19 protein-coding genes and 1 tRNA gene are annotated in these 21703 nt (G+C 64.0%); 11 read left to right on the top strand and 9 right to left on the bottom strand.

The features are described from left to right. The first annotated feature begins 123 nt into the window (after positions 1 to 123). The 5 genes from AWB65_RS13295 (at position 124) to AWB65_RS13315 (ending at position 2385) form a co-directional block, all read left to right on the top strand. The gene (locus AWB65_RS13295) at positions 124 to 300 is read left to right on the top strand and encodes a DUF1328 domain-containing protein (protein ID WP_087657130.1); all 177 of its coding nucleotides are present in this window, start codon (positions 124 to 126) and stop codon (positions 298 to 300) included. 77 nt (positions 301 to 377) lie between these two features. Further along, positions 378 to 539 (top strand): DUF1328 domain-containing protein, encoded by a 162-nt coding sequence (locus AWB65_RS13300; RefSeq protein ID WP_087667605.1) that lies wholly within the window; start codon positions 378 to 380, stop codon positions 537 to 539. Positions 540 to 640: 101 nt separating this feature from the next. Continuing rightward, positions 641 to 1216, top strand: a complete 576-nt coding sequence (locus AWB65_RS13305; protein WP_087667606.1) for a ferritin-like domain-containing protein — start codon at positions 641 to 643, stop codon at positions 1214 to 1216. 45 nt (positions 1217 to 1261) lie between these two features. Further along, positions 1262 to 1894: a response regulator gene (locus AWB65_RS13310; RefSeq protein ID WP_087667693.1), complete on the top strand. Its 633-nt coding sequence runs from the start codon at positions 1262 to 1264 to the stop codon at positions 1892 to 1894. Between the two features lie 62 nt (positions 1895 to 1956). Next, positions 1957 to 2385: a response regulator gene (locus AWB65_RS13315; protein WP_087667607.1), complete on the top strand. Its 429-nt coding sequence runs from the start codon at positions 1957 to 1959 to the stop codon at positions 2383 to 2385. A gap of 3 nt (positions 2386 to 2388) precedes the next feature. On the opposite strand, the gene AWB65_RS13320 is transcribed toward AWB65_RS13315, so the two are convergent. Continuing rightward, positions 2389 to 3594, bottom strand: a complete 1206-nt coding sequence (locus AWB65_RS13320; protein ID WP_087667608.1) for an MFS transporter — start codon at positions 3592 to 3594, stop codon at positions 2389 to 2391. A gap of 197 nt (positions 3595 to 3791) precedes the next feature. On the opposite strand from AWB65_RS13320, the gene AWB65_RS13325 reads away from it, so the two are divergent. Next, positions 3792 to 4004: a hypothetical protein gene (locus AWB65_RS13325; RefSeq protein ID WP_087657134.1), complete on the top strand. Its 213-nt coding sequence runs from the start codon at positions 3792 to 3794 to the stop codon at positions 4002 to 4004. Between the two features lie 15 nt (positions 4005 to 4019). On the opposite strand, the gene AWB65_RS13330 is transcribed toward AWB65_RS13325, so the two are convergent. The 3 genes from AWB65_RS13330 to AWB65_RS13340 form a co-directional block, all read right to left on the bottom strand. Continuing rightward, positions 4020 to 4412, bottom strand: a complete 393-nt coding sequence (locus tag AWB65_RS13330) for a hypothetical protein (protein ID WP_087667609.1) — start codon at positions 4410 to 4412, stop codon at positions 4020 to 4022. Between the two features lie 106 nt (positions 4413 to 4518). Next, positions 4519 to 4603, bottom strand: a tRNA-Leu gene (locus tag AWB65_RS13335). 284 nt (positions 4604 to 4887) lie between these two features. Next, positions 4888 to 5193: a DUF4148 domain-containing protein gene (locus tag AWB65_RS13340; RefSeq protein WP_087667610.1), complete on the bottom strand. Its 306-nt coding sequence runs from the start codon at positions 5191 to 5193 to the stop codon at positions 4888 to 4890. 162 nt (positions 5194 to 5355) lie between these two features. On the opposite strand from AWB65_RS13340, the gene AWB65_RS13345 reads away from it, so the two are divergent. Then, the gene (locus tag AWB65_RS13345; RefSeq protein ID WP_087667611.1) at positions 5356 to 5820 is read left to right on the top strand and encodes a metallophosphoesterase family protein; all 465 of its coding nucleotides are present in this window, start codon (positions 5356 to 5358) and stop codon (positions 5818 to 5820) included. Between the two features lie 48 nt (positions 5821 to 5868). On the opposite strand, the gene proP is transcribed toward AWB65_RS13345, so the two are convergent. From proP to argA, 3 genes are all read right to left on the bottom strand, one after another. Further along, entirely contained in the window at positions 5869 to 7338 is a 1470-nt protein-coding gene (gene proP, locus AWB65_RS13350; RefSeq protein WP_087667612.1) for a glycine betaine/L-proline transporter ProP, read from the bottom strand. A gap of 628 nt (positions 7339 to 7966) precedes the next feature. Continuing rightward, positions 7967 to 8239, bottom strand: a complete 273-nt coding sequence (locus AWB65_RS13355) for an oxidative damage protection protein (RefSeq protein WP_087657139.1) — start codon at positions 8237 to 8239, stop codon at positions 7967 to 7969. A gap of 69 nt (positions 8240 to 8308) precedes the next feature. After that, positions 8309 to 9679: an amino-acid N-acetyltransferase gene (argA, locus tag AWB65_RS13360; RefSeq protein ID WP_087657140.1), complete on the bottom strand. Its 1371-nt coding sequence runs from the start codon at positions 9677 to 9679 to the stop codon at positions 8309 to 8311. A 511-nt stretch (positions 9680 to 10190) separates the two neighbouring features. Here argA and hrpA point away from each other — a divergent pair. Next, positions 10191 to 14540 (top strand): ATP-dependent RNA helicase HrpA, encoded by a 4350-nt coding sequence (gene hrpA, locus AWB65_RS13365; protein WP_087667694.1) that lies wholly within the window; start codon positions 10191 to 10193, stop codon positions 14538 to 14540. 80 nt (positions 14541 to 14620) lie between these two features. On the opposite strand, the gene AWB65_RS13370 is transcribed toward hrpA, so the two are convergent. Together AWB65_RS13370 and AWB65_RS13375 are read right to left on the bottom strand one after the other, a co-directional pair. Then, on the bottom strand, positions 14621 to 15196 hold the full coding sequence (locus AWB65_RS13370) for an outer membrane protein assembly factor BamE (protein WP_087667613.1): 576 nt from the start codon (positions 15194 to 15196) through the stop codon (positions 14621 to 14623). A gap of 107 nt (positions 15197 to 15303) precedes the next feature. Next, positions 15304 to 18054, bottom strand: coding sequence for a YadA-like family protein (locus AWB65_RS13375; RefSeq protein ID WP_087667695.1), 2751 nt, complete (start codon positions 18052 to 18054; stop codon positions 15304 to 15306). A gap of 547 nt (positions 18055 to 18601) precedes the next feature. On the opposite strand from AWB65_RS13375, the gene AWB65_RS13380 reads away from it, so the two are divergent. The 3 genes from AWB65_RS13380 to AWB65_RS13390 all read left to right on the top strand — a co-directional run bounded on the left by AWB65_RS13380 (position 18602) and on the right by AWB65_RS13390 (position 21702). Continuing rightward, the gene (locus tag AWB65_RS13380) at positions 18602 to 19600 is read left to right on the top strand and encodes a YncE family protein (protein WP_087667614.1); all 999 of its coding nucleotides are present in this window, start codon (positions 18602 to 18604) and stop codon (positions 19598 to 19600) included. Between the two features lie 80 nt (positions 19601 to 19680). Further along, complete coding sequence (locus tag AWB65_RS13385) at positions 19681 to 20694, top strand: sterol desaturase family protein (RefSeq protein ID WP_087667615.1); 1014 nt, start codon at positions 19681 to 19683, stop codon at positions 20692 to 20694. Between the two features lie 177 nt (positions 20695 to 20871). Beyond that, positions 20872 to 21702 carry an EI24 domain-containing protein gene (locus AWB65_RS13390; protein WP_087667616.1) on the top strand — a complete coding sequence of 277 codons (831 nt, stop codon included), beginning with the start codon at positions 20872 to 20874 and terminating at the stop codon, positions 21700 to 21702. Position 21703: the final 1 nt, after the last annotated feature.

Genomic DNA, 21703 nt, shown 5'->3' on the forward strand with positions numbered 1-21703 from the left:
GTCAGGCGGGTTGAAAGCGCGTGTCAGTCGATTCCCACAGCAAAAAAGGCGCCTGCCCGAGTGTATTGCCCCTCGGGCCCTACTAACATGGACTGGGCAGACAAACTTTAAGCGGGGTCGATCATGTTGAAGTGGGCATTGTTTTTCGCGATCGTGGCCGTGGTCGCTGGCCTTCTGGGCTTTACCGGCATCGCGGCGGGCGCCGCGAGCATCGCCAAGTTCCTGTTCGTGCTGTTCCTGATCCTGTGCGTGGTGTTCCTCGTGCTCGGGTTCGTCATCACGAAAAAAGTCGTGGATTAGCGGCACTCGCGAGCCGGGATTCATCGGGACAGGGCCGGCAGTGGCCGGTCCGGACCTTAGGCATAGGGAGAGTCGCCATGCTTCATTACGCCGCCGTTTTCTTCGTTATCGCGATCATTGCCGCCGTGTTCGGCTTCACAGGCATCGCGACGGGCGCGGCAGAAATCGCCAAGATCCTGTTCTATATTTTTCTCGTGGTTTTTGCGGTCACGTTGCTGCTCGGCGTCGTTCGGACCTGAGCGAGTCCGGGCACGCCGCGTGCTTGAGTGGCGAAGATTGAGCGCGAATACAAGCGCTGCTTGAACACCGCCACACAACATCCCTTTCGAGGAGTATCTAAATGTCGAAATCGTCTGCAGCAAAGGCTGAACCGGCCCAATCGAAGGACGCGTTTGTCCTGGATGTCGAAAAAATTCGCGCGGAAGCGCGTCAGCACATGGATGAAGGCGCGGTTACGTCGACCTACGGCGCCGATCGCGAAGTCGTGCTGAAGCTGCTGAACGACTCGCTCGCGACGGAAATCGTCTGCGTGCTGCGCTACAAGCGCCACTATTTCATGGCGAAGGGCATCCATTCGGAAGCGGTCGCCACCGAGTTCGGTGAACACGCGGCCGAGGAGCAGGAACACGCCGATACGATCGCCGAGCGCATCGTCCAGTTGGGCGGCGAGCCGAACTTCGCGCCGGACAGCCTCAAGTCGCGCTCGCACTCCGAATACAAGGAAGGCGCGAACCTGATCGACATGATCCGCGAGAACCTGATCGCCGAGCGCATCGCCATCGATACGTATCGCGAGATCATTCGCTACCTCGGCGACAAGGACGTGACGACGCGCCGTATGTTCGAGGACATCCTGGCGGTCGAAGAAGAGCATGCCGACGACATGGCCGACCTGCTCGAAGGCCGCAATGGCTGAGGGCCGTTCGCGCTTCAGGATGCGTGTGCCGCGCGGATGCCGCCGATGATTCGAGTGCTGATAGCGGACGATCATGCGATCGTCCGGAGCGGGTTCAAGCAGTTCGTCGCCGACGAACCCGACATGGAAGTCGCAGGGGAAGCGTCCACCGGCGACGAAACGATCGCGCTCGTGCGCGCCGGATCGTTCGACGTCGTCCTGCTCGACATCGCGATGCCGGACAAGAACGGCATCGATACGTTGCGCGTCATCAAGCAGTTGCGGCCGGAGCAGGGCGTGCTGATGCTCTCGGGCTTTCCGGAGAGCCAGTACGCGATCAACCTCCTGCGCGCGGGCGCCAACGGCTATCTGAACAAGGACGCGGCGCCCGGCGAGATCGTGCGCGCGATCCGCACGGTGGCGCGCGGGCATCGGTATCTGTCGGAATTCATCGCCGATGCGCTCGCCGATAAACTCGAGAAACCCGCGTCCGAGCGTCCACACGAGGCGCTCTCGGAACGCGAATTCCAGATCTTCTGCAAACTCGCGGGCGGGCGTATTCCGACCGAAATCGCGGAGGAACTGCACCTGTCGGTGAAGACGGTCAGCACGTATCGGGCGCGGGTGCTCGAGAAAATGCGGCTGTCGAACAACGCCGACCTTACGTACTACGCGATCAAGAACGGCCTGATCGAGTAGCGGCGACGGCGCGTTGCTTGGAGGAGCGGGGACAACGGATCGGCTAACAGGAGGCGCCCGCCGTGGGCAATCAGACGATCATCGACGACGCAGGCTCCGGCGCGCCCAGGCGGCCGCTGCGGGTGCTTTTGATCGAGGACTCGCCGCTGATCCGGCGCAGTCTGGTTGAGGCGATCGATGCGTCCGGCCAGTTGCGCGTAACCGCTTTCGCCGATTCGCCCGATGACGCCATTGCGCTGCTGGCGTCGGAATCGTTCGATGCGGTGATCGTCGACCTGCAACTCAAGCATGGGTCAGGCGTCGAGGTGCTGGCTTATCTGCAGGAAAAAGGACTCGTGAATTCATCGTTTGCCGCTGTGCTGACGAATCACGCGCTGCCTGCGTATCGCGAGCGCTGTCTGCAATACGGCGTGCAGCATTTCTTCGATAAATCGCTTGAGTTTGATCGCGTGATTGATGCATTGCATGATTACGCGAGAGAGCGGGGCTGACGTTCATCCTAGCTGCGACTCCGCTCCCACGCGCCCGCGCCGATGGCTCAACGCAGCGAGCCCGACTGCGGCCAGACCCGCGACACATACGCCCGTCCATCCGAACGCATGCCACGCCAGCGACGCCACCGCCGACCCCGCCGCCCCGCCGATGAAATACGCGACCATGTAGACGGTGTTCACGCGGCTGCGCGCTTCGGGTGCGAGCGCGTAGATGCGCGTCTGGTTCGAGATCTGCGCGGCCTGCACGCCGACATCGAGCACGATCACGCCGATCACGAGCCCCGCGATGCTCCGTCCCGAGAACGCAAACACCACGAACGACAGCGCAACCAACGCGATCGACAGCGAGATGACCGCGCGCGGTCCGCGCCTGTCGGCCGTTTTGCCCGCGAGCGGCGCCGCGAGCGCGCCCGCCGCGCCGACGATCCCGAACAATCCTGCCGCCTGCGGCCCCATGTGGAAAGGTTCGCCCGCGAGCAGCAGCGTGAGCACCGACCAGAAGATGCTGAACGCCGCGAACATCGCGCCGCCCGTGAGTGACGCCTCGCGCAGCCCCGGATGCTCGGCGACGAGATGCCACATCGATACGAGCAGCTTGCCGTAGGGCAGCGTCGAGGTCGGCCGGCTCTTCGGCAAGCGCGTGATGACGACAACGGCAAGCAGGATCGTCGCCACGACGGACGCCCCGAACACCGCCCGCCAGCCGAAATACTGCGCGACGACCCCCGACACCGTGCGCGCGAGCAGGATGCCGAGCAGAAGCCCGCTCATCACCGTGCCGACGGCGTGGCCGCGTTCGGCGGCCGGCGCGAGTTCGGCGGAAAACGGCACGGCCTGCTGCGCGATCGTCGCGACGACGCCGATCGTGAAGCTCGCCGCGATCAGCACGGCGAGGGTGGGTGCGCCGGCCGCCCCGACGAGCGCGATGGCGAGCGCCGCGAGTTGCAGCAGGATCAGCAGGCGCCGGTCGAAGCGGTCGCCGAGCGGAGCCAGGAAGAACATCCCAAGGGCGTAGCCGAGTTGCGTCGCCGCCGGCACCGCGCCGATCAGCCACGCGCTCTCGGGAAACGACGCGCGGAAGTCTTCGAGCAGCGGCTGGTTGAAGTAGATGTTCGCGACCGACACGCCCGCGATCGTGGCGAGCAGCCACAGCGTGGCGCGCGAGTAGTGCGGATGGTGGTGCGGTGCCGGCGAGGATGAGGGCATGTCGGGATCGGGTGACGGCGGGGAAGGTGCACTGACGGCCTGATAGCCGAGCCGCCGATCATACTGGAGACGCTTGGGTCTTGCAGAAGGCTCGTCCGCGAATCGGGGGTGGCGTTCCCCACGCGACGGGGGTGCTCGCACGCGGTCGACTTGCCTAAACTCTGGGCACGATGAAGTCACAGGCTGCGGAGGCCTCCATGACGCCCGTTGCGCTTTACATCACCCCGCAGTACATCGCTTCGGTCCGCACCGGCCGGGGCCGCGCCTGCTTCGAAGGCACGGTGCGGTTCATCGACGTCGAGGCGCTGCCGTTCAACATCGAGCACGTTTGCCTGCTCGATCGCGATACGGCGATCGAAGCGTTATTCGATGCGGTGAGAGACGCCGAGCGGTTGCTGCGGGCGGTTTAGCGGATCGCGCCGCCCTTATTCCTGGCCGCCTTCCGGCACGGCGTCGTACACGCGCGCGAATTTTTCCGGCGCGAGCCACCGGAAGGTGTCGAGCGTTTCGCCCCGGAACGTGCATTCGACAGCGGCCGGAAGTTTCACTCGAGTCGCCTTCACGGTCTTGATCTCGCCGTTTTTCACAGGTTTAGTCTCAAGCGACTTGACCGTGGCGCCGTAGGTTGCCTCGACCACCACACGCGATCCTTTGTGGGCCACGCCGGTTCTATCGAACGACAAAGGCGGCTCGGAATCCGGATACGTCGCGATCATCTTTTGCTTGCAGACGCCGGCATTCTTATAGGCGCTCGTACAGCCGGTCGTGATCGCAAGGAGCAATGCGGAAAGAGCGACGATTGGCAATCGAGTGGTCATGCGGCTCTCGTGTTCGATGACGTGTCCCGGGCGGGACGAATGAAGGGTGCGAAATGCACACGACAGATTCCGGGTCGCGGCTTCGATTCTGTGCGAAACCTGACTATGGTGCCGGGGACCGGACTTGAACCGGCAAGCCGTTAGGCGGCGGATTTTAAGTCCGCTATGTTTACCAATTTCATCACCCCGGCAGGGCGGACGCGATTCTACCATTGCGCGTCGGCGCGGCAAAACGCCGCCGAGCCGTGCGGAGCCAGTCGGGACGGGTGGTTCGGTGGTTTTAAACCGCGACCGCTCCACCGCGCGATAGACATAAAAAGAGCCCAGTGCTCCGACGAGAACTGGGCAAAGCCGCCGGGATTCCGGCGACGGAGGTTCTTTCAAATACAAAAAACCGGCCCGGTCGCGACAATGCCGCGACCGGGCCGGTTTTCAGGAGCCGCGGACGATACCTTCATCCGCACGACGCTCCTGCTTACTGACCAAAGTAAATCCCTTGCGACACCGGCGAGGCGACCTTGCCCGACTGCGCCGATCCATTGATCGAAGCTCCATAGCTCGTTTGCGTCGCGTCGTTCTGCGCGACGACCCGCGCTTGCGCAGCCTGGATGTCGGCCGGGTACGCCGGATCGCTGGCGTTCGGGTTGTAGCCGGCCTTTTCGAGCTGGACCAGTTCGGCGCGGACTTGCGCGCGGGTCAGCGGCGCGTTCGACTGAGCGAACGAAGCGACGGGAGCCGCGAGAACAGCGGCAACGACGACGGCTTGAATGAGCGATTTCATGATCAACTACCTCCAGATGGTTTTTCTTTGCTGTGAACACCGTTGTCCGCAGCCAGTGATTACATTGTAAGTAGATGATTAAGAAGATTTAACCGCGCATCCGACGAATCATCCTTGCGAATCCTGCAATAATGAGATGACGTTCTCTCGGCTCTGAAGATCATGTCCCCAGCGATCCGCATCGGCTTGATCTCCGATACGCACAACCTTTTGCGTCCCGAAGCGCTCGCGGCACTTGAAGGCTGCGCGCAGATCATCCATGCAGGCGACATCTGCCGCCCGGCCGTCCTCGATGCGCTTGCCGATCTCGCGCCGCTCACCGTCGTACGCGGCAATAACGACTCCGGCCCAAGCATCGACGAACTCCCCGAAGCGACGACGCTCACTGTCGGCGGCGCGACGATCTTCGTCGTCCACGACATCGCCGACGTGCCGCGCGACCTTGCCGGCATCGACGTCGTCGTGACGGGGCATTCGCACAAGCCGCTCGTCGAACGCCGCAGCGGCGTGTTGTTCGTGAACCCAGGCAGCGCGGGGCCGCGGCGTTTCACGCTGCCGGTCACGCTCGGCATGCTGACGATCGGCGGGGGCAAGATCGACGCCCGCATCGTCCCTTTGCTCGACTAAAACGAGAAAAGCCGGCGTGGTCGCCGGCTTTTCTTCGATGAAATACGCTTACGCGCGGACCGTGCCTTCAGGCAGGCGCTCGTCGTCCATTTCGGCCGCCACGCGCGCACCGCGCAGCACAGCATGCGCTTCCGCGCGGGTCGCGACGGCGGGCGGCGAGCCCTTCAGCGGCTTGCGAGCCGTCTCGTGCAGCGCGAGCACCGACACGATTCCGATCACCGACGCGCCCATCAGGTAGTACGCGGGCATCATCAGATTGCCGGTCGCATCGACGAGCCACGCGGTGACGAGCGGCGTCGTCCCGCCGAACAGAGAAACGGACACATTGAAGCCGATCGCGAGCGCGCCATAGCGGATCTTTGTCGGAAAGAGCGCCGGCAGCGTCGACGGCATCACGCCGGTAAAGCACGACAGCATCACACCGAGGATCAGCATGCCGCTGAAAATCGGCGCGATCGTGCCCATGCGAATCAGTTGGAGCGCCGGAATCGACAGTACCAGCAAGCCCACACAACCCGCCAGCATCACGGGCTTCCGGCCGATCTTGTCGGAGAGATGGCCTGCGAAGAGCGTCATCGGCATCATCAGCACCATCACGACGAGCACGATGAAAAGGCCATGCGTCTCGTTGAACTTGAGGGTCGCCGACAGGTAGCTCGGCAGGTACGAGAGCGCCATGTAGTCGGTCACGTTGAAGATCAGCACGAGGCCGACGCACAGCAGAAGCGGCTTCCATTGCTGCACCAGCGTTTCGCGGAACTGGCGTTTGGGCGTCGCATGCGCTTCGGATTCGCGCTTGTCGGCTTCGCGCTGGAACGCGGGCGTTTCTTCGAGCTTCATCCGGATATAGAGCCCGATCAGCCCGAGCGGTCCGGCGACGAGAAACGGAATGCGCCAGCCCCACGACAGCAGCGATTCCTGCGAGAGCGTCGCCGTCAGCACTGCGACCACACCGGCGCCGAGCACGTAGCCGACGAGCGTGCCGAATTCCAGAAAGCTCGCCATGAAACCGCGCTTCTTGTCCGGCGAGAATTCGGCGATGAAGGTCGCCGCGCCGCCGTACTCGCCGCCGGTCGAGAAACCTTGCAGCAGGCGCGCGACGAGCAGAAGGATCGGCGCGAAGATGCCGATCGTCGCGTAGCTCGGGATCAGGCCGATACAGAACGTGCCGATCGCCATCATGATCATGGTCATCGCGAGTACACGCTTGCGGCCGATGCGGTCGCCGAGCGGCCCGAACACCATGCCGCCGAGCGGGCGCACGAGGAACGCGGCGGCGAATGTGCCGAAAGTGGCGAGCAACTGCGCGGTCGGATTGCTCGACGGGAAGAAGACCTTGCCAAGCGTCACGGCGATATAGCTGTAGACGCCGAAGTCGAACCATTCCATCGCGTTGCCGATCGCCATCGCGCCGACCGCGCGTTTCAGAAGCGATTGGTCGACGATGGTGATGTCATCGATGTCGAGGGATGATTGCTGGTCGCGTTTGTTCCAGAGGCCGTCGTGTAAGGCGGTCATAGGCGGGAATGCTCCGTGTCGATGCCGGGGTCCGCGAGGGACGCAACCGGCGCGCTCGTTCGAGCGCGTGTTGCCGGGAGTGCTGTTTCAAAGTGCAGTTTCGCGACGGTGCCGGAAAGCAGATGTCGCTCGGGTCGCCCGGGCAGGGGGCTTCGCGAATTCATGTGAAAAAGCAAAGCCAATGGATCGCGGCGAGGGTCGCGAAAGTGCACTCGATGAAAACAGCGCGAATCGACGAAAGCGGACGGCGAACTCGGAGACTGGTGCGAGGTGTGCCGCTACGTCGACGAAGAGGGCTTGGAACGAAAAAGGCCGGCGTGAAGCTGAAAAACAGCTAAAACCGACGCGCCTCTTTGTATAAAACTGTCACGAATCGCAGGGTGCCGGTAGGTTGCTTGACCAGAACGCATGCGCGTGAATGAAGGTGAATTACTGTTCGAAAGAAGAAGATGATAACACGATGACAGACGAAGCGCAAACCGACGTGTCTGCCGGTCTTCTTGAAATGTCTTGAAGTCCTTATGCGGCGGGCGATCGCGCGATTTGTGAGCATCTGCTTAACACAGTTCGCGGGCGTAAAAAAACCGGCCCTGAAGGACCGGTTTTCGATGGCAACCGAGTGCGAATTTCAGCCCTGCGGCGGGACGTACCCCTGCGCGGTATCTGCGCCTTCGCCGAAGAAATACTTCTCCGTTTGCTTGAGCAGATATTGACGCGCGCGCGGATCGGCCATGTTCAGACGATTTTCGTTGATCAGCATGGTCTGTTGCTTGAGCCACCCTTGCCACGCTTCCTTCGACACCGTCTCGTAAATCCGTTTGCCGAGTTCGCCCGGCAGCGGCGGAAAATCGAGTCCCTCGGCTTCCTTGCCGAGCTTTGCGCATTGAATCATTCGGGCCATCTTGTGTTTCTCCTAATCCAGTATCGGGGTATCGGGCATTCGTCTTAGTTTGCGAACGGCCGCAATCGGTTAAAGCTGCTTTTTCAGTACGAGCGACTTGCGTTGCCAGTTATATAGACGGCGCCGGTCTTCCGGCAGATCGTCGACGGTCACCTTCACGAAGCCGCGTTTCAGGAACCAGTGTTCGGTGCGCGTCGTCAGCACGAAAATGTGCGTCAGGCCGCGTGCCCGCGCGCGCTGCTCGATGCGCTTCAGCAGCCGCTCGCCGTCGCCGGAGCCTTGTGCCTCGGGCGCGACCGTCAGGCACGCCATCTCGCCGATACGCTCCTGTGTGTACGGATAGAGCGCCGCGCAGCCGAACAGCACGCCATCGTGCTCGATCACCGAGAAGTGGTCGATGTCGCGTTCGATCTGGTGACGCCCGCGCCGCACGAGTGTGCCGTCCGATTCGAGCGGTTCGATCAGCGTGAGAATGCCGCCGACGTCGTCCGGCGTCGCTTCGCGCAGGCTTTCGAGGTTCTCGTACGAGATCATCGTGCCGACGCCGTCGTGCAGGAAGAGTTCCAGCAGCACGCTGCCATCGAGCGCGTAAGGGATGATGTGCGCCCGCGCCACGCCGCCGCGGCACGCGCGGATCGTGTGCTTCAGGTAGAACGCGGCGTCGCCCTGTAGCTCGCCGCCTTCATGAAGGCGATACGCGTCGTCGAGCGACATTTCGCGCACCAACTCGCCGCTTTCGTCGACGAGACCCGGCGTTTCGGTCAGGAAGATGATCTTGTCGGCGCGCAGGGCGATCGCCGCCGCCGAGGCCACATCTTCCATCGACAGGTTGAACGCTTCGCCCGTCGGCGAGAAGCCGAGCGGGGAGAGCAGCACGAGCTTGTTGCTCGCGAGCGAATGACGGACCGAATCGCCGTCGATCTTCCGCACGACGCCCGTGTGCTGAAAATCGACGCCATCGAGGATGCCGACCGGCCGCGCTGTCACGAAATTGCCCGACACCACGCTGATGTGCGCGTGCGCCATCGGCGTATTCGGCAAGCCCTGGCTGATGGCGGCCTCGATGTCGAGGCGCACTTCGCCGGCGGCTTCCTTCGCGGATTCGAGGGCGCGGGCATCGGTGATGCGCAGGCCGTGCGAAAACGACGATTCGACGCCGTGCAGGCTCAATTGCTCTTCGACCTGCGGGCGCGAGCCGTGCACCAGGACGACGTGGATGCCCATCGCGTGCAAGAGGCCGACGTCCTGCACGAGCGCGTTGAGCCGGCCTTCCTGCACCAGCTCGCCGCCGAACGCGACGACGAACGTCTTGTTGCGAAACGCATGGATATACGGTGCGACGGAGCGCATCCATTCGACGAACTGGGCGTGCTGATTCGGCGTGTCCGGTTCGGCTGCAACCGGCGACGGCACGGTGGGGAGGTCGGTTTGAGAATTCATGCGGGGATTATAATGCGACGCTATGCCGAATGTTTCCAAACACCCCGCCGATGCCGGCAAGTCCGATCCCCAGGAACAGTTGAAGAAGCTGCGTGAAAGTCTGCTGCGCGAGGGGGAGGCGCGGGCGGATTCTGGTGGTGACAAAGCGCTGAGCAAGAAGGAGGCCGCTGCACGGCGGTTTGCGGCGGGGAGGGCTGCGACACCAGCTGCGTCTGATCGCGATGACGCTGGGCGGGCGCGCACAGTATCTACGGAAAGTGAAGTGTCTTTGCGCGATGCGCAGCCGCGGGTGGGCGCGCAAGCGCGCGTTGAGTCGGCGAAAGCACCGGAGGCGCCGAAACCTTCTCCCGGCGATCGTGCGCCCAATGCGCAGCGCGAGTCGCGACCGCAGCCGTCTGTTTCGCGGGATGAGCGTGGGAGCAAGCCGCGTCAGGAAAAAGTCGTGACGGCGCAAGCCGCGCAGGCATCCGCCGATCGTCCGCCTAGGGCGCAACGCCAAGCGAGACCTCAAGTGTCCGCAGCGCGCGATGAACCCGCCGGACGCGAGTCCAAGCCGCCGCGTCAGGACAATCGCAGCCCGCGCCGTGAAGATGCTGCGAAGACCGCGGACACGCGTCCGCTTCACTCCGAAACCCAGGTAGACGCGCTACAACCCGACCAATCGCGACGCGGGAACGCCGCGAAGCCTGCCGGCCAGCGTTTCGAAGCGCAAGCAGAATCACCACGACGAGACGACCAGCGCACTGAGCGCGAGACCAAACCGCGTGTCGAAAATCGTGGCCCGCGCGGCGAAAGCGGCGCCAATCTCTCCGACGCGCGCGCGACTCGCTCCGAGGCACGAACGCAAGCTGCACAAGGCGACGAGCAAAACATTGAACGCGAATCCAAGCCGCGCCAGCAAAATCGTGGCTCGCGCGGCGAGCATGCCGCACATTCCGCCGATCCGCGCCCGCCTCGTATCGAAGCGCAAACACCCCGCCGCGACACCCCCCGCGAGCGCCGCGTCGTCGAGCCAAATCCGATCCCGCCGATAACCTTCCCTGAAGCGCTCCCGGTCTCGGGCCGTCGCGAGGAGATCGCGCGTGCGATTACAGCGCATCAGGTCGTCATCGTCAGCGGCGAAACCGGCTCCGGCAAAACGACCCAGCTTCCCAAAATCTGTCTCTCGCTCGGGCGCGGCCTGGGCGCCGGGGGCGCGGGCCTGATCGGCCACACGCAACCGCGCCGGATCGCGGCATCGGCGACGGGACGGCGTATCGCCGAAGAGCTCGGGACGCCGTTCGGTGAAGTCGTCGGCTACAAGGTGCGCTTTACGGACAACCTCTCGCCCGGCGCGTCGGTCAAGCTGATGACCGACGGTATCCTGCTCGCCGAAACGCAAACCGACCCGCTGCTCAAGGCCTACGACACGATCATCATCGACGAGGCGCACGAGCGCAGTCTCAACATCGATTTCCTGCTCGGCTATTTGAAGGAAATCCTGCCGCGCCGGCCCGATTTGAAGCTGATCGTGACCTCGGCGACCATCGACGCCGACCGTTTCGCGCGCCACTTCGGCAGCGACGACAAACCCGCGCCCGTGATCGAAGTGAGCGGGCGCATGTTCCCGGTGGAAGTGCGCTACCGGCCGGTGCAGGAAGACAGCCCCGCCGTGAAGAACGCGCAGGGCACGCCGCAGAAGGAGCCGCGCCAGAAAACCCAGCGCGAGACCGACCGCGACCTGATGGAAGCCATCGTCGATGCCGTCGATGAACTCTGCCGCGAAGGCCCCGGCGACGTCCTCGTGTTCCTCCCCGGCGAGCGCGAGATTCGCGACACCGCCGAGGCGCTGCGCAAGCACCATCCGCCGCATACCGAAATCCTGCCGCTCTTCGCGCGCCTCTCGGCGGCCGAACAGGAGCGCGTATTCAAGCCGTCGAACGCGCGTCGCATCGTGCTCGCGACCAACGTCGCGGAGACGTCGCTGACGGTGCCGGGCATCCGCTACGTCGTGGATGCGGGGATGGCGCGTGTCAAGCGCTATTCGTACCGGAACAAGGTCGAGCAGTTGCAGGTCGAGCCGGTGTCACAGGCCGCGGCGAACCAGCGCGCGGGGCGCTGCGGGCGCGTCGCGGACGGCGTGTGCATCCGTCTCTACGAAGAAGCCGATTTCCAGTCGCGGGTGCGCTTTACCGACCCCGAAATCCTGCGCTCGTCGCTCGCGGCCGTCATCTTGCGCATGAAGTCGCTGCATCTGACGGCGATCGAAACCTTCCCGTTCATCGAGCCGCCGCCGGGCCGCGCAGTCGCCGACGGCTATCAGTTGCTGAACGAACTCGGCGCCGTCGATGACGACAACGCGCTTACGCCGCTCGGCCGCGAACTCGCGCGCCTGCCGCTCGACCCGCGCGTCGGGCGAATGATTCTCGCCGCGCGCGATCATCAGGCGCTGCGCGAGGTGCTCATCATCGCGGCGGCGCTGTCCGTGCAGGACCCGCGCGACCGGCCTATCGAAGCGCAGGAGCAGGCGGACCAGGCGCATCGCCGGTTCGTCGACGAGCGTTCCGAGTTCCTGCAATGGACGCGCATCTGGGCGTGGTTCGAGGACGCGATCGCGCACAAGAAGTCGAACAAGCAGCTCACCGACGTGTGCCGCGCGAACTTTTTGTCGCATCTGCGCTTGCGCGAATGGCGCGACGTGCATTCGCAGTTGCTGACGGTCGTGCGCGAGCATGGCTGGCGGCTGAACGAAGTCGAAGCGACCTTCGAGCAGGTGCATCTCTCCCTGCTGACAGGGCTTCTCGGCAACGTGGGCCTCAAAGCCGACGACGAGCCGTATTACCTCGGCGCGCGCGGCATCAAGTTCTATCTCTGGCCGGGCTCCGCGCTTCTCAAAAAGGCGGGACGCTGGGTGATGGCGGGCGAACTCGTCGAGACGAGCCGTCTTTACGCGCGCACGATCGCGAAAATCGAGCCCGAATGGCTGGAGCAGGTCGGCGCTCATTTGTTGCGCCGCTCGCTTTCCGAGCCGCACTGGGAGAAAAAGGCGGCGCAGGTCGCGGCGTTCGAGCGCGCGACGCTGCACGGCTTGACCGTCTACGCGCGGCGACGCGTGAGTTTCGGCAAGCAGGACCCGGCGCGCGCTCGGGAATTGTTCATCCGCGGGGCTCTCGTCGAAGGCGAATTCGAGACGAAACTGCCGTTTTTTACGCATAACCGCAAACTGGTTGCGGATATCGAGCAACTGGAGCACAAGTCGCGCCGACAAGACGTGCTCGTCGACGACGAGTTGATCTTCGCATTCTACGATTCGCTCGTGCCCAAGGGCATTTACACGGGCGCGGCGTTCGAGCGCTGGTATCGCGACGAGGAGAAGGCGGGCAAGACGCGCCTCCTCTTCCTCTCACGCGACGACCTGATGCGCCACGAAGCCGCCGGCATCACGACCGACCTGTTCCCGAAGCGCATGACGATGGCCGGCATCGAGATGACGCTGACCTATCACTTCGAGCCCGGTTCGCCGCGCGACGGCGTAACGCTGACGGTGCCGCTCTACGGCCTGAATCAGGTCGACGCGCGCCGCGCCGAATGGCTCGCGCGCGGCATGCTGAAGGAAAAGGCGCAGTTGCTGATGAAGTCGCTGCCGCAGAAGCTGCGCCGGCACGTGGTGCCGCTGCCCGAGTTCGCGGCGGGTTTCGTCGACCGGCACAGCGGGCCGAAGCTCGGCGCGGGCGGCCTGCTCGAAGCGCTGATCGCCGATATTCGCGCGCAGACGCAAGTCGCGATGAAAGGCTCCGACTTCAAGCTCGAAACGCTGCCGGCGCACCTTTTCATGAACTTCAAGGTGATCGACGAGCACGGCCGCCAACTCGCGATGGGACGCAATCTCGCGCAGTTGCGCGCGGAACTCGGCGGCCAGGCGCAACAGCATTTCCAGAAGCTCGCGGCGGGCGCGACGCTCGATCTCGGCGACGATGCCGCGCCGCAGACATCGGTCGCGACGCCGTCGAGCGATCCGTCGAGCACCGCGCTCTACGAAAACCTCACGACGTGGAACTTCGGCAAGCTGCCCGAATTGCTCGAAATCCGTCGCCGCGGACAGACGCTTTTCGGCTATCCGGCGCTCGTCGATCGCGGCACGCATTGCGACGTCGAAGTCTTCGATTCGCCGGAGGAAGCGGCGCGGATTCATCGCGCGGGGCTGCGGCGGCTTTTCGGGCTGCAACTGCGCGAGCCGATCAAGTATCTGGAGAAGAACCTCGGCGGGTTGCGCGAGATGTCGCTGCAGTACATGGCGCTCGGCACTCAAGAGGACTTGCGCGATCAGATTATCGAGACGGCGCTGGATCGCGCGTGCCTGCAAGACCCGCTCCCCGACGACGACGCCGGTTTTCACAAGCGTCGCGACGAAGGGAAGGGGCGTCTGACGCTTCTCGCGCAGGAAATCGCGCGGCTGACGGGGCAGATTCTCGGCGAATACGCATCGGTGCAGAAGAAGCTCGTGCAGGCGAAGTTATTCGGCGCGGCCCATTCCGACATGCTCGCGCAATTGAACGCGTTGATCGGAAAGCGCTTCGTGATCGATACGTCCTATGTGCAGCTTGCGCATTTTCCGCGCTATCTGAAGGGCATCGCGCTGCGCATCGACAAGCTGAAAGCCGATCCGGCGCGCGATGTGCGTCTTTCCGCTGACTTGCAGCCGCTCGCGCAACACTATCAGCGCGCGATTGCGCAGCGCGGTGGCGTCGCGGACGCGCGGCTGGCGGAGTATCGATGGCTGCTGGAGGAATTGCGCGTGTCGCTGTTCGCGCAGGAATTGCGCACGCCGATGCCGATATCGGTGAAACGCCTGCATAAAGTGTGGGAATCGATGCAGCGGTGACGCCTTGCAGGACGCTCATGCGTTCCAAATGACAAGGCCGGCGCTCATGACGTCGGCCTTGTCGCGTGGGCTGCGCGTGCTTACTTGAGGTTGACTACGCGGACCGCGTCTTCGGCGACTGCCGTCGTACTGGCCTCGGCCGCGGCGCGCTCGGGAGCCGCCGCGGCAACGGGCACGGTTACTTCGACGGGCGGCTCGTACTTGCGCCATTTGCCGTCGAGCAGCGTTTCGACATTTCCGCCGCACTGGCGATAGAAGCTGCGCGCCTCGTTGTGCGAATTGAAGAGCACCTTCAACTGGCAGATGAATTGCGGTGCGCCGGCTTCGTTCGTCACGTTCACGCGGTAGTCCCATTCGCGTACGGCGAAAAAGCCTTCGTCATACTGCGGCCGGCCGATCAGCCCGGCAACCTGTTCCTTCGTCATGCCGGGCTTCAGCTTGCGCAGCGATTCGACGAGCGGATAGGTGCCGTTGCGGAACCACGTCGGCGTATCCGCGCCGGGGAAAACGAGTTGATCGTGCATGCCGTCTGCGGACAACGTGCTGCGCGTGCCACAGCCCTGCAGCAGCACGGCGGCGCCGAGCGTTGCAGCGAAGGCGGCCCATGCGGGCGCGCGGCGGAAATGCGTGCGGAGTGTGTGTTTCATCGTGCTCATGTGTTCAATTCCGATGATTGACGGGAACCGTGCGCGGGATCGGCAATTGCGCCGATCCCGCGCCTGCCCTTGTGCAAAGGAGGCCGGTGAGGGCGTTCAGCAGCGCCTCACCAGTGCATGCCTGCGCCGAGCGATACGCCGAACTCGCCGCGCGTGCTCGTCGTGCCGGTGACCTTGTAGGCCCAGATGCCGTTATCCGACAACTGCGACACGCCGAGTGCGACCGCCGACTGGCCGCCGTACGTGCCGCCGCCGATCGCCACCATGCCTCGACCCGGCAGGACGGCTTGCGGCAGACCCGCGACAGCCAGCGCCGCCGCCGTGCCGGCGTAGGCGTCGCGGCGGGTGGATTCCGACTTCGAATCGGTGTAGTCGTTGGCCTGCTTGAGCGTATTCGACGACGACTGGCTCAACTGGTTGACGTTCACGGCGTCCGTGCCTCGCGTGCCCGCCGCGACGTTGGTGATCTGGCGTTCCTGTCCGGCCGTACCGACCGAAACGGAGTTCGCGCGATCGGCGACCGAGTTCTGGCCGAGTGCCACGGAATTGTCGGCGGAGGCCCGCGCGCCGTTGCCGAACGCCGTAGCGCCGTTGCCCGAGGCTGCCGCGTTCTGACCGGCGGCAAGCGCACCCGCGCCGGAGGCGGACGCGCCCGCGCCGATCGCGGTCGCGCCCGCGCCCGAAGCCGAGGCGCGTGCGCCGAAGGCTGTCGCGTCCGTGCCGGACGCTGAGGCACTCGCCCCCGCCGCCACGGCATGCGTGCCCGTGACCGATGCGCCTTCGGTGTCGCGCTCGCCTTCCGCGCTGAAGAACGGGTTCGCGGCGTTGATCACGGCGTTGTTGACCTGACCAATGGCGTCGTTCAACTGGCCGAGGTTCACGGCGTCGGTGACATTCACGCCGGCGGCAACGTTGTGGATCGCCGTTCCGCCCGCTGCGGGGTCACCTTCGAGCGTGACGCTATTCTTGTTGACGGTGCCGTCGGGGTTGCGGTCGTACTTCACCGCGCCGTCTACGCTGGTCGCGACTTCGTCGACCTTGGCCGTCACGCCTTTCAACTGCGCCACGTTGACGGCTTCGTCGTCGTTCAGGCCGGGAGCCACGCCGCTGATCGTGCGATTGCCGACGTTCACTTCGCCCATCGACGACTGCGTGCCGGTCAGGTTGTAGCCGGTGTAGGAACTACGCGCGCCGATCGTCGTCACCGAGCCGGCGCCGAGTGCGACGCTGTTCGCCGTCGCCTGCGCCGCCGTGCCGATTGCGAGGGCGTTGTCGCCCGTTGCAGTCGCTCGCACCCCGAATGCGGCGGCGGTTATACCGTCGGCCGTGCTGCGTTCGCCGAAGGCGATCGTTCCACGTCCGCTCGCGGCCGTACCCGTGCCGATGGCGATGCTGTTCGTATTGGCGGCAAGCGACCCGTCGCCTGCCGCGATGGAACTTCCGCCGTTTGCCTTGGCGTCCTTGCCGACGGCTGTCGCGCCAGCGTTGGCTTGCGCGTTGGCGCCGATGGCTGTGCCGCTCGCGCCCTTCGCCAAGGCGTTATTTCCTAGTGCAACCGCGTTGTCGAATTGGGCGTCCGCCTCGCGGCCGATCGCGATAGCGCCTTCTCTGGCGTTGCCCACCGCGCCCATTCCTAACGCTACGGAACCCTTGCCTGCCGCCGTCGCGGCTGTGCCGACCGCGACGGAACCGGTCGAAGCTTTCCCTTGGACGTCCGCCATCGCTCCAGTACCGATGGCGATGGAGTCGGTCTTGTCTGCAACGGCGTTGGTTCCGGCTGCGAAGCTGTTCTTGCCATTTGCTTTCGCGCGGTCGCCTACTGCGATCGCGCTCTCAGCCGACGCGGCCGCGCCCGCGCCCGCTGCGACGCTCGATTCGCCCGTTGCCGTCGAGAATTCTCCGACTGCGACGGAGCTTGCGCCCGTTGCCTTGGCGTTATCGCCGGCAGCGGTTGCACCGACTCCGGCTGCGGAGCTCGAACCCACGGCCACGCCCTGCGCGTCCGCTGCCGCATTGAGGCCCGCAGCAACCGACTGCGCGCCTTTCGCTTGCGCACCGTTGCCCACGGCGATCGCGTTGTCGGCCGAAGCGGCCGCGCCCGCGCCTACGGCGATGCTCGATTCGCCGGTCGCTGCCGCGCTGTCACCGACGGCGATCGCGTCCAGTTTTGTCGCCGTCGAGAATCCTCCGACTGCGACGGAGTTTTCGCCCGTTGCCTTGGCGTGATCGCCAGCAGCAGTTGCACCGGCCCCTGCTGCGGAGCTTGACCCCATAGCCACGCCCTGAGCACTCGCCACGGCATTCATGCCGGCAGCAACTGATTGATTGCCGTTGGCTTGCGCGCCGTCGCCGAGAGCGAGACTCGATGTACCCGTCGCCTTCGCATCAGCACCGAACGCCGACGCCTTCGTAGCCGATGCTTCCGCGCGCGCGCCCATGGCGGTTGCGTCGAGCGCCGTGGCTTTGGAGGAATCCCCTACTGCGGTCGAACTTTCCCCTGACGCAAGAGCTGCGTCACCCATGGCGACGCTGGACGTTTGCAAGGCTTTTGCGCCCGCACCCAGTGCTACGGCGGCGTTCCCGGAAGCCGTCGCTATCGTGCCGATGGCAAGTGCATAGTCCTCGGTGGCGCGCGCAGCCGTGCCCACCTCGAGCGATTCCAAACCACTTGTACCTACCGTCCAGTCCGTGTTGTCGGCAAACACCTGCCCGCTCACCGCGCCGCCGGCCACGACCGCGCATACGATCGCGAGCTTGCCGCGTGAGCTGTTCCGTTTGGTTTTCGAGCGCGACGTCTCCGAAGCGGCAACCCACGTTCCCAACGATTCGTTCCACACTGCCTTGAAGATTTTGTTCATGTAAAGAGAATGTCCAGCGAGATTGAAAAAATTGCCAACGAGCGGATCTGTCGCCGTCGGATTGACGTCGTCAAGTCGAACGACGTCCTCCGTCTTCGAGGTACTGCGGTCCACGTCGAAAAATTCGGATTTGGACGGTTGCTTCCTCACAGACCTTGACGCGCGGAATGTTCGGTCTTATTCGGCTCGGTCAATACGCGTTTTTTCCTAATTTGCGCTGGATAAAGGTAAATTTGTCAGTGCGCAGGCGCCGGGCGCAGGCTTTAGCGCGCACTGCCGACATAACGGAGAACGTGTTTGTAAAAAATGGAAAAGCCGCAGATACGACAAGGCAGAGATGGCGAATCGGCAAGACGAACGCGACCGCGCGACATGGACAAACGCGCCTGAGCCGACGGAGAGTGCGCATACGTCCAAGGTGTTCCGACATGCACGCCGAATTCGTCCCGACCCTCGGTACCCGAAACCCTCGCGCCTTGGCCACCGTCAACGCTTTGCGTGGAGCAAACGTTCTACAATGACGCCCTGTTTTCCCACCCGAGCATGTATGCGCAATTTCCCGCTTTCCCGTCTCGTTCGCTCGGCGCTCGCCGCCGGCGCCGCCTTCCTGGCCACCGCAGCGAGCGCCAACAACGTCATCGTGCTGAATTCCGGCGAGGCAACGTTGAGCCTCATCGACGAAACCACGCACCAGGTCGTGGGCACCGTGCCCACCGGCAAGGAACCGCATCACCTGATGCCCACGCCCGACGGCACGTCGCTGATCGTCGCGAACTCGGTGTCGAACAACCTGATGTTCGTCGACCCGAAGACGGGCAAAACGCAGCGCTGGATGGAAAACATCGAGGACCCGTACCAGATCGGTTTCTCGCCGGACCGCAAGTGGTTCGTCTCGACCGGCCTGCGCCTCGACCGCCTCGACATCTACAAGTACGACGGCAAGGACATTTCCATCGCGAAGCGCCTGCCGCTCGCGGTCATGCCGAGCCACATCGCGTTCACGTCGGATAGTCAAACGGCGTTCATCTCGCTGCAGGTGTCGGGCGAGATCGCCGCGATCGACCTGCCGACGCAGACGGTCAAGTGGAAGATGAAGGTCGGCAAGGTGCCGGCCGGACTCTGGATGACGCCCGGCGACAAATACATGCTGGTGGGCATGACGGGCGCGGATTACGTCGCGGTCATCGACTGGCGCAACCAGAAGATCGTGAAGACGATCAAGACGGGCAACGGCGCGCACAACTTCCGCTCGCTCGCGGACGGCAAGCACGTCGCGGTGTCGAACCGGGTGGCGAGCACGATCAGCATCATCGACGAGGACACGCTCACGAACGTCGGCGACATCACCGGCCTCATGCCCGGCCCCGACGACATGGAACTTTCCGCCGACAAACGCTATCTGTGGGTTACGTTCCGTTTCGCGAAGCACATCGGCATCATCGACCTGACGAATCGCAAGCTGATTCAGACGATCGCCGTGGGCCGCTCGCCGCACGGCATCTACTTCCAGAATCGCGCGCCGGTGACGGCACCGAACGGCGCGTGATTCGGGTTTTGAAGGGTCTTTGAAAGGCGCGTCTGTACTACCCTATAGGGATAGGCCCGCAGCGCATGTCACGGAGCACCATGTTTCAGTTCATTTTTTCGTCTCTCGATAACTTTGTTTCGGCGGTGCAGACGCTTCTGTACGTCGACGTCATCCAGCCGTTCCTGTTCAAGGTCGGCCTGATGGACTATGACGAGGACACCTACGACGCGCTCTACTGGGTGATCGTCGGCGTCATGGAAGTGCTCGCGATGTACGCGCTCTTGCGCCCGCTCGAGGCGCTGCGGCCGGCGGAGCAGTGGGAGCACCGAAAGGGCGTGCGGGTGGACGTGCTGTACACGTGGATCGTGAAGCTCGGCATCCTGAATCTGTTCTTCTTCTTCACGTTCCAGCCGCTCTTCGATTCGCTGCAAAGCTGGTTACGCCTGCACAGCGTGCCCAATCTCGAAATCGACAATCTCTGGCCTGGCGTAACGACGCAGCCGCTCGTCGCGTTCGTCATCTATCTCGTCGTGCTCGATTTCGCCGGTTACTGGTATCACCGGCTGGAACACAGGATCGGCATCTGGTGGGAGTTGCACGCCGTCCACCACAGCCAGCAGCAGATGTCGCTCTGGTCCGACGACCGCAACCACCTGCTCGACGACGTCCTTCAGGCGAGCTTTTTCGCGTCGATCGCGCTCGTGATCGGCGTGGAGCCGGCGCAGTTCGTGGTGCTGGTGGCGATCACGAACCTGATGCAAAGCGTGCAGCACGCGAATATCCGCATTCACTACGGCTGGCTCGGTGACCGTCTGCTGGTGAGCCCGGCGTTTCATCGCCGGCATCACGCGATCGGGTTCGGCCACGAAGGCACGAAATACGGCTGCAACTTCGGCGTGCTGTTTCCGTGGTGGGACATGCTTTTCCGGAGCGTGTCGTGGAACCGGGAGGTGGAGCCGACTGGTATTCGTGATCAACTCGCCGCGCCGGGTGTGACGCCCGTGAACTACGGCGAGGGCTTTTTTGAGCAGCACTGGCTCGCGTTCAAGCGCATCGGCGCGCGTCTCGTTACGCGCCGGCAAAACTCCGACACGGACACCGCCGCTGTCTGACGTATGTCCATGCCGCACGGGCCCGTGCGGCTCCATCCGGCGCGTATTGGCCATTCGGCCAACTGCGCGGACCGGCTTCGCTGGTTTATTCTTGTCGGCCAGAGCTAGAGCTCCAGGGCTAGCTCTGGCACCCATGCAACGAAGTTGCTCCTTAATTTCCCTACCAAGACGATTCGGATGAATGACTTGCTGCGTTCGTTCGTGCGCGCGCTCGCGAACGCCTTTCACCCCAAGATGCTCTGGCTTACCTTCATGCCGTTCGCCGTCGCGACGGCGGGGTGGGGCGTGCTTTTGTGGTACTTCTGGCAGACGCTGACGGGCGCGGCGAGCGGCTGGCTCGACGGCTGGGCGCTCACATCGATGATGTACCGGCTCTTCGATTCGTTCGGCTTTTCGTCGCTGCATTCGGTGATCGCGCCGTTCCTGGTGGTCGTGATGACGATTCCGCTGATCGTGGTGACCGTGTTGCTGCTGATCGCGACGATGTCGATGCCGTCGGTCATCAAACTGCTCACGCGCCGGCAATACGCCACGCTGGAGGAGCGGCACGGCGGCTCGTGGTACGGCAGCCTCGGCCATTCGGTGGTCACGACGGTGGTATGCCTCGTGCTGCTCGTGGTGACGCTGCCGCTGTGGCTGATCCCGCCGTTCTTCGCGCTGATCCCGCCGCTCCTGTGGGGCTGGCTCACGTACCGCGTGATGACCTACGACGCGCTCGCCGTGCACGCCAGCGCCGCCGAGCGCCGCGCGATCGTGAAGGGCGCGCGCTGGCCGCTGCTCGGCATCGGCATCGCGAGCGGACTCCTGAGCTCGCTTCCGACGATGCTCTGGGCGTGGTCGGTATGGCTTTTGCCGCTCTTTCCGGTCGTGGCCGCGGTGACGATCTGGATTTACGCGTACATCCTCGTCTTTTCGGAGCTCTGGTTCGCGCACTACTGCCTGCACGCGCTCGAGCGCCTGCGGGCCGAGACGGCGGCGAGCACGGCCGTTGTGCCGCTTCAATCCTGAG

It is taken from the genome of Caballeronia humi (assembly GCF_001544475.1).
In the GTDB taxonomy this organism is placed as follows: Bacteria; Pseudomonadota; Gammaproteobacteria; order Burkholderiales; family Burkholderiaceae; genus Caballeronia; species Caballeronia humi.

What these genes read in the sequence shown, in the direction of transcription:
- AWB65_RS13355 (WP_087657139.1), bottom strand. Translation starts at nt 8,239, where the DNA reads ATGGCCCGAATGATTCAATGCGCAAAGCTCGGCAAGGAAGCCGAGGGA.
- AWB65_RS13345 (WP_087667611.1), top strand. Translation starts at nt 5,356, where the DNA reads ATGTCCCCAGCGATCCGCATCGGCTTGATCTCCGATACGCACAACCTT.
- AWB65_RS13305 (WP_087667606.1), top strand. Translation starts at nt 641, where the DNA reads ATGTCGAAATCGTCTGCAGCAAAGGCTGAACCGGCCCAATCGAAGGAC.
- argA (WP_087657140.1), bottom strand. Translation starts at nt 9,679, where the DNA reads ATGAATTCTCAAACCGACCTCCCCACCGTGCCGTCGCCGGTTGCAGCC.
- AWB65_RS13330 (WP_087667609.1), bottom strand. Translation starts at nt 4,412, where the DNA reads ATGACCACTCGATTGCCAATCGTCGCTCTTTCCGCATTGCTCCTTGCG.
- AWB65_RS13385 (WP_087667615.1), top strand. Translation starts at nt 19,681, where the DNA reads ATGTTTCAGTTCATTTTTTCGTCTCTCGATAACTTTGTTTCGGCGGTG.
- AWB65_RS13320 (WP_087667608.1), bottom strand. Translation starts at nt 3,594, where the DNA reads ATGCCCTCATCCTCGCCGGCACCGCACCACCATCCGCACTACTCGCGC.
- AWB65_RS13295 (WP_087657130.1), top strand. Translation starts at nt 124, where the DNA reads ATGTTGAAGTGGGCATTGTTTTTCGCGATCGTGGCCGTGGTCGCTGGC.
- AWB65_RS13375 (WP_087667695.1), bottom strand. Translation starts at nt 18,054, where the DNA reads ATGAACAAAATCTTCAAGGCAGTGTGGAACGAATCGTTGGGAACGTGG.
- AWB65_RS13390 (WP_087667616.1), top strand. Translation starts at nt 20,872, where the DNA reads ATGAATGACTTGCTGCGTTCGTTCGTGCGCGCGCTCGCGAACGCCTTT.
- AWB65_RS13370 (WP_087667613.1), bottom strand. Translation starts at nt 15,196, where the DNA reads ATGAGCACGATGAAACACACACTCCGCACGCATTTCCGCCGCGCGCCC.
- AWB65_RS13340 (WP_087667610.1), bottom strand. Translation starts at nt 5,193, where the DNA reads ATGAAATCGCTCATTCAAGCCGTCGTCGTTGCCGCTGTTCTCGCGGCT.
- AWB65_RS13325 (WP_087657134.1), top strand. Translation starts at nt 3,792, where the DNA reads ATGACGCCCGTTGCGCTTTACATCACCCCGCAGTACATCGCTTCGGTC.
- AWB65_RS13380 (WP_087667614.1), top strand. Translation starts at nt 18,602, where the DNA reads ATGCGCAATTTCCCGCTTTCCCGTCTCGTTCGCTCGGCGCTCGCCGCC.
- AWB65_RS13310 (WP_087667693.1), top strand. Translation starts at nt 1,262, where the DNA reads ATGATTCGAGTGCTGATAGCGGACGATCATGCGATCGTCCGGAGCGGG.
- AWB65_RS13300 (WP_087667605.1), top strand. Translation starts at nt 378, where the DNA reads ATGCTTCATTACGCCGCCGTTTTCTTCGTTATCGCGATCATTGCCGCC.
- proP (WP_087667612.1), bottom strand. Translation starts at nt 7,338, where the DNA reads ATGACCGCCTTACACGACGGCCTCTGGAACAAACGCGACCAGCAATCA.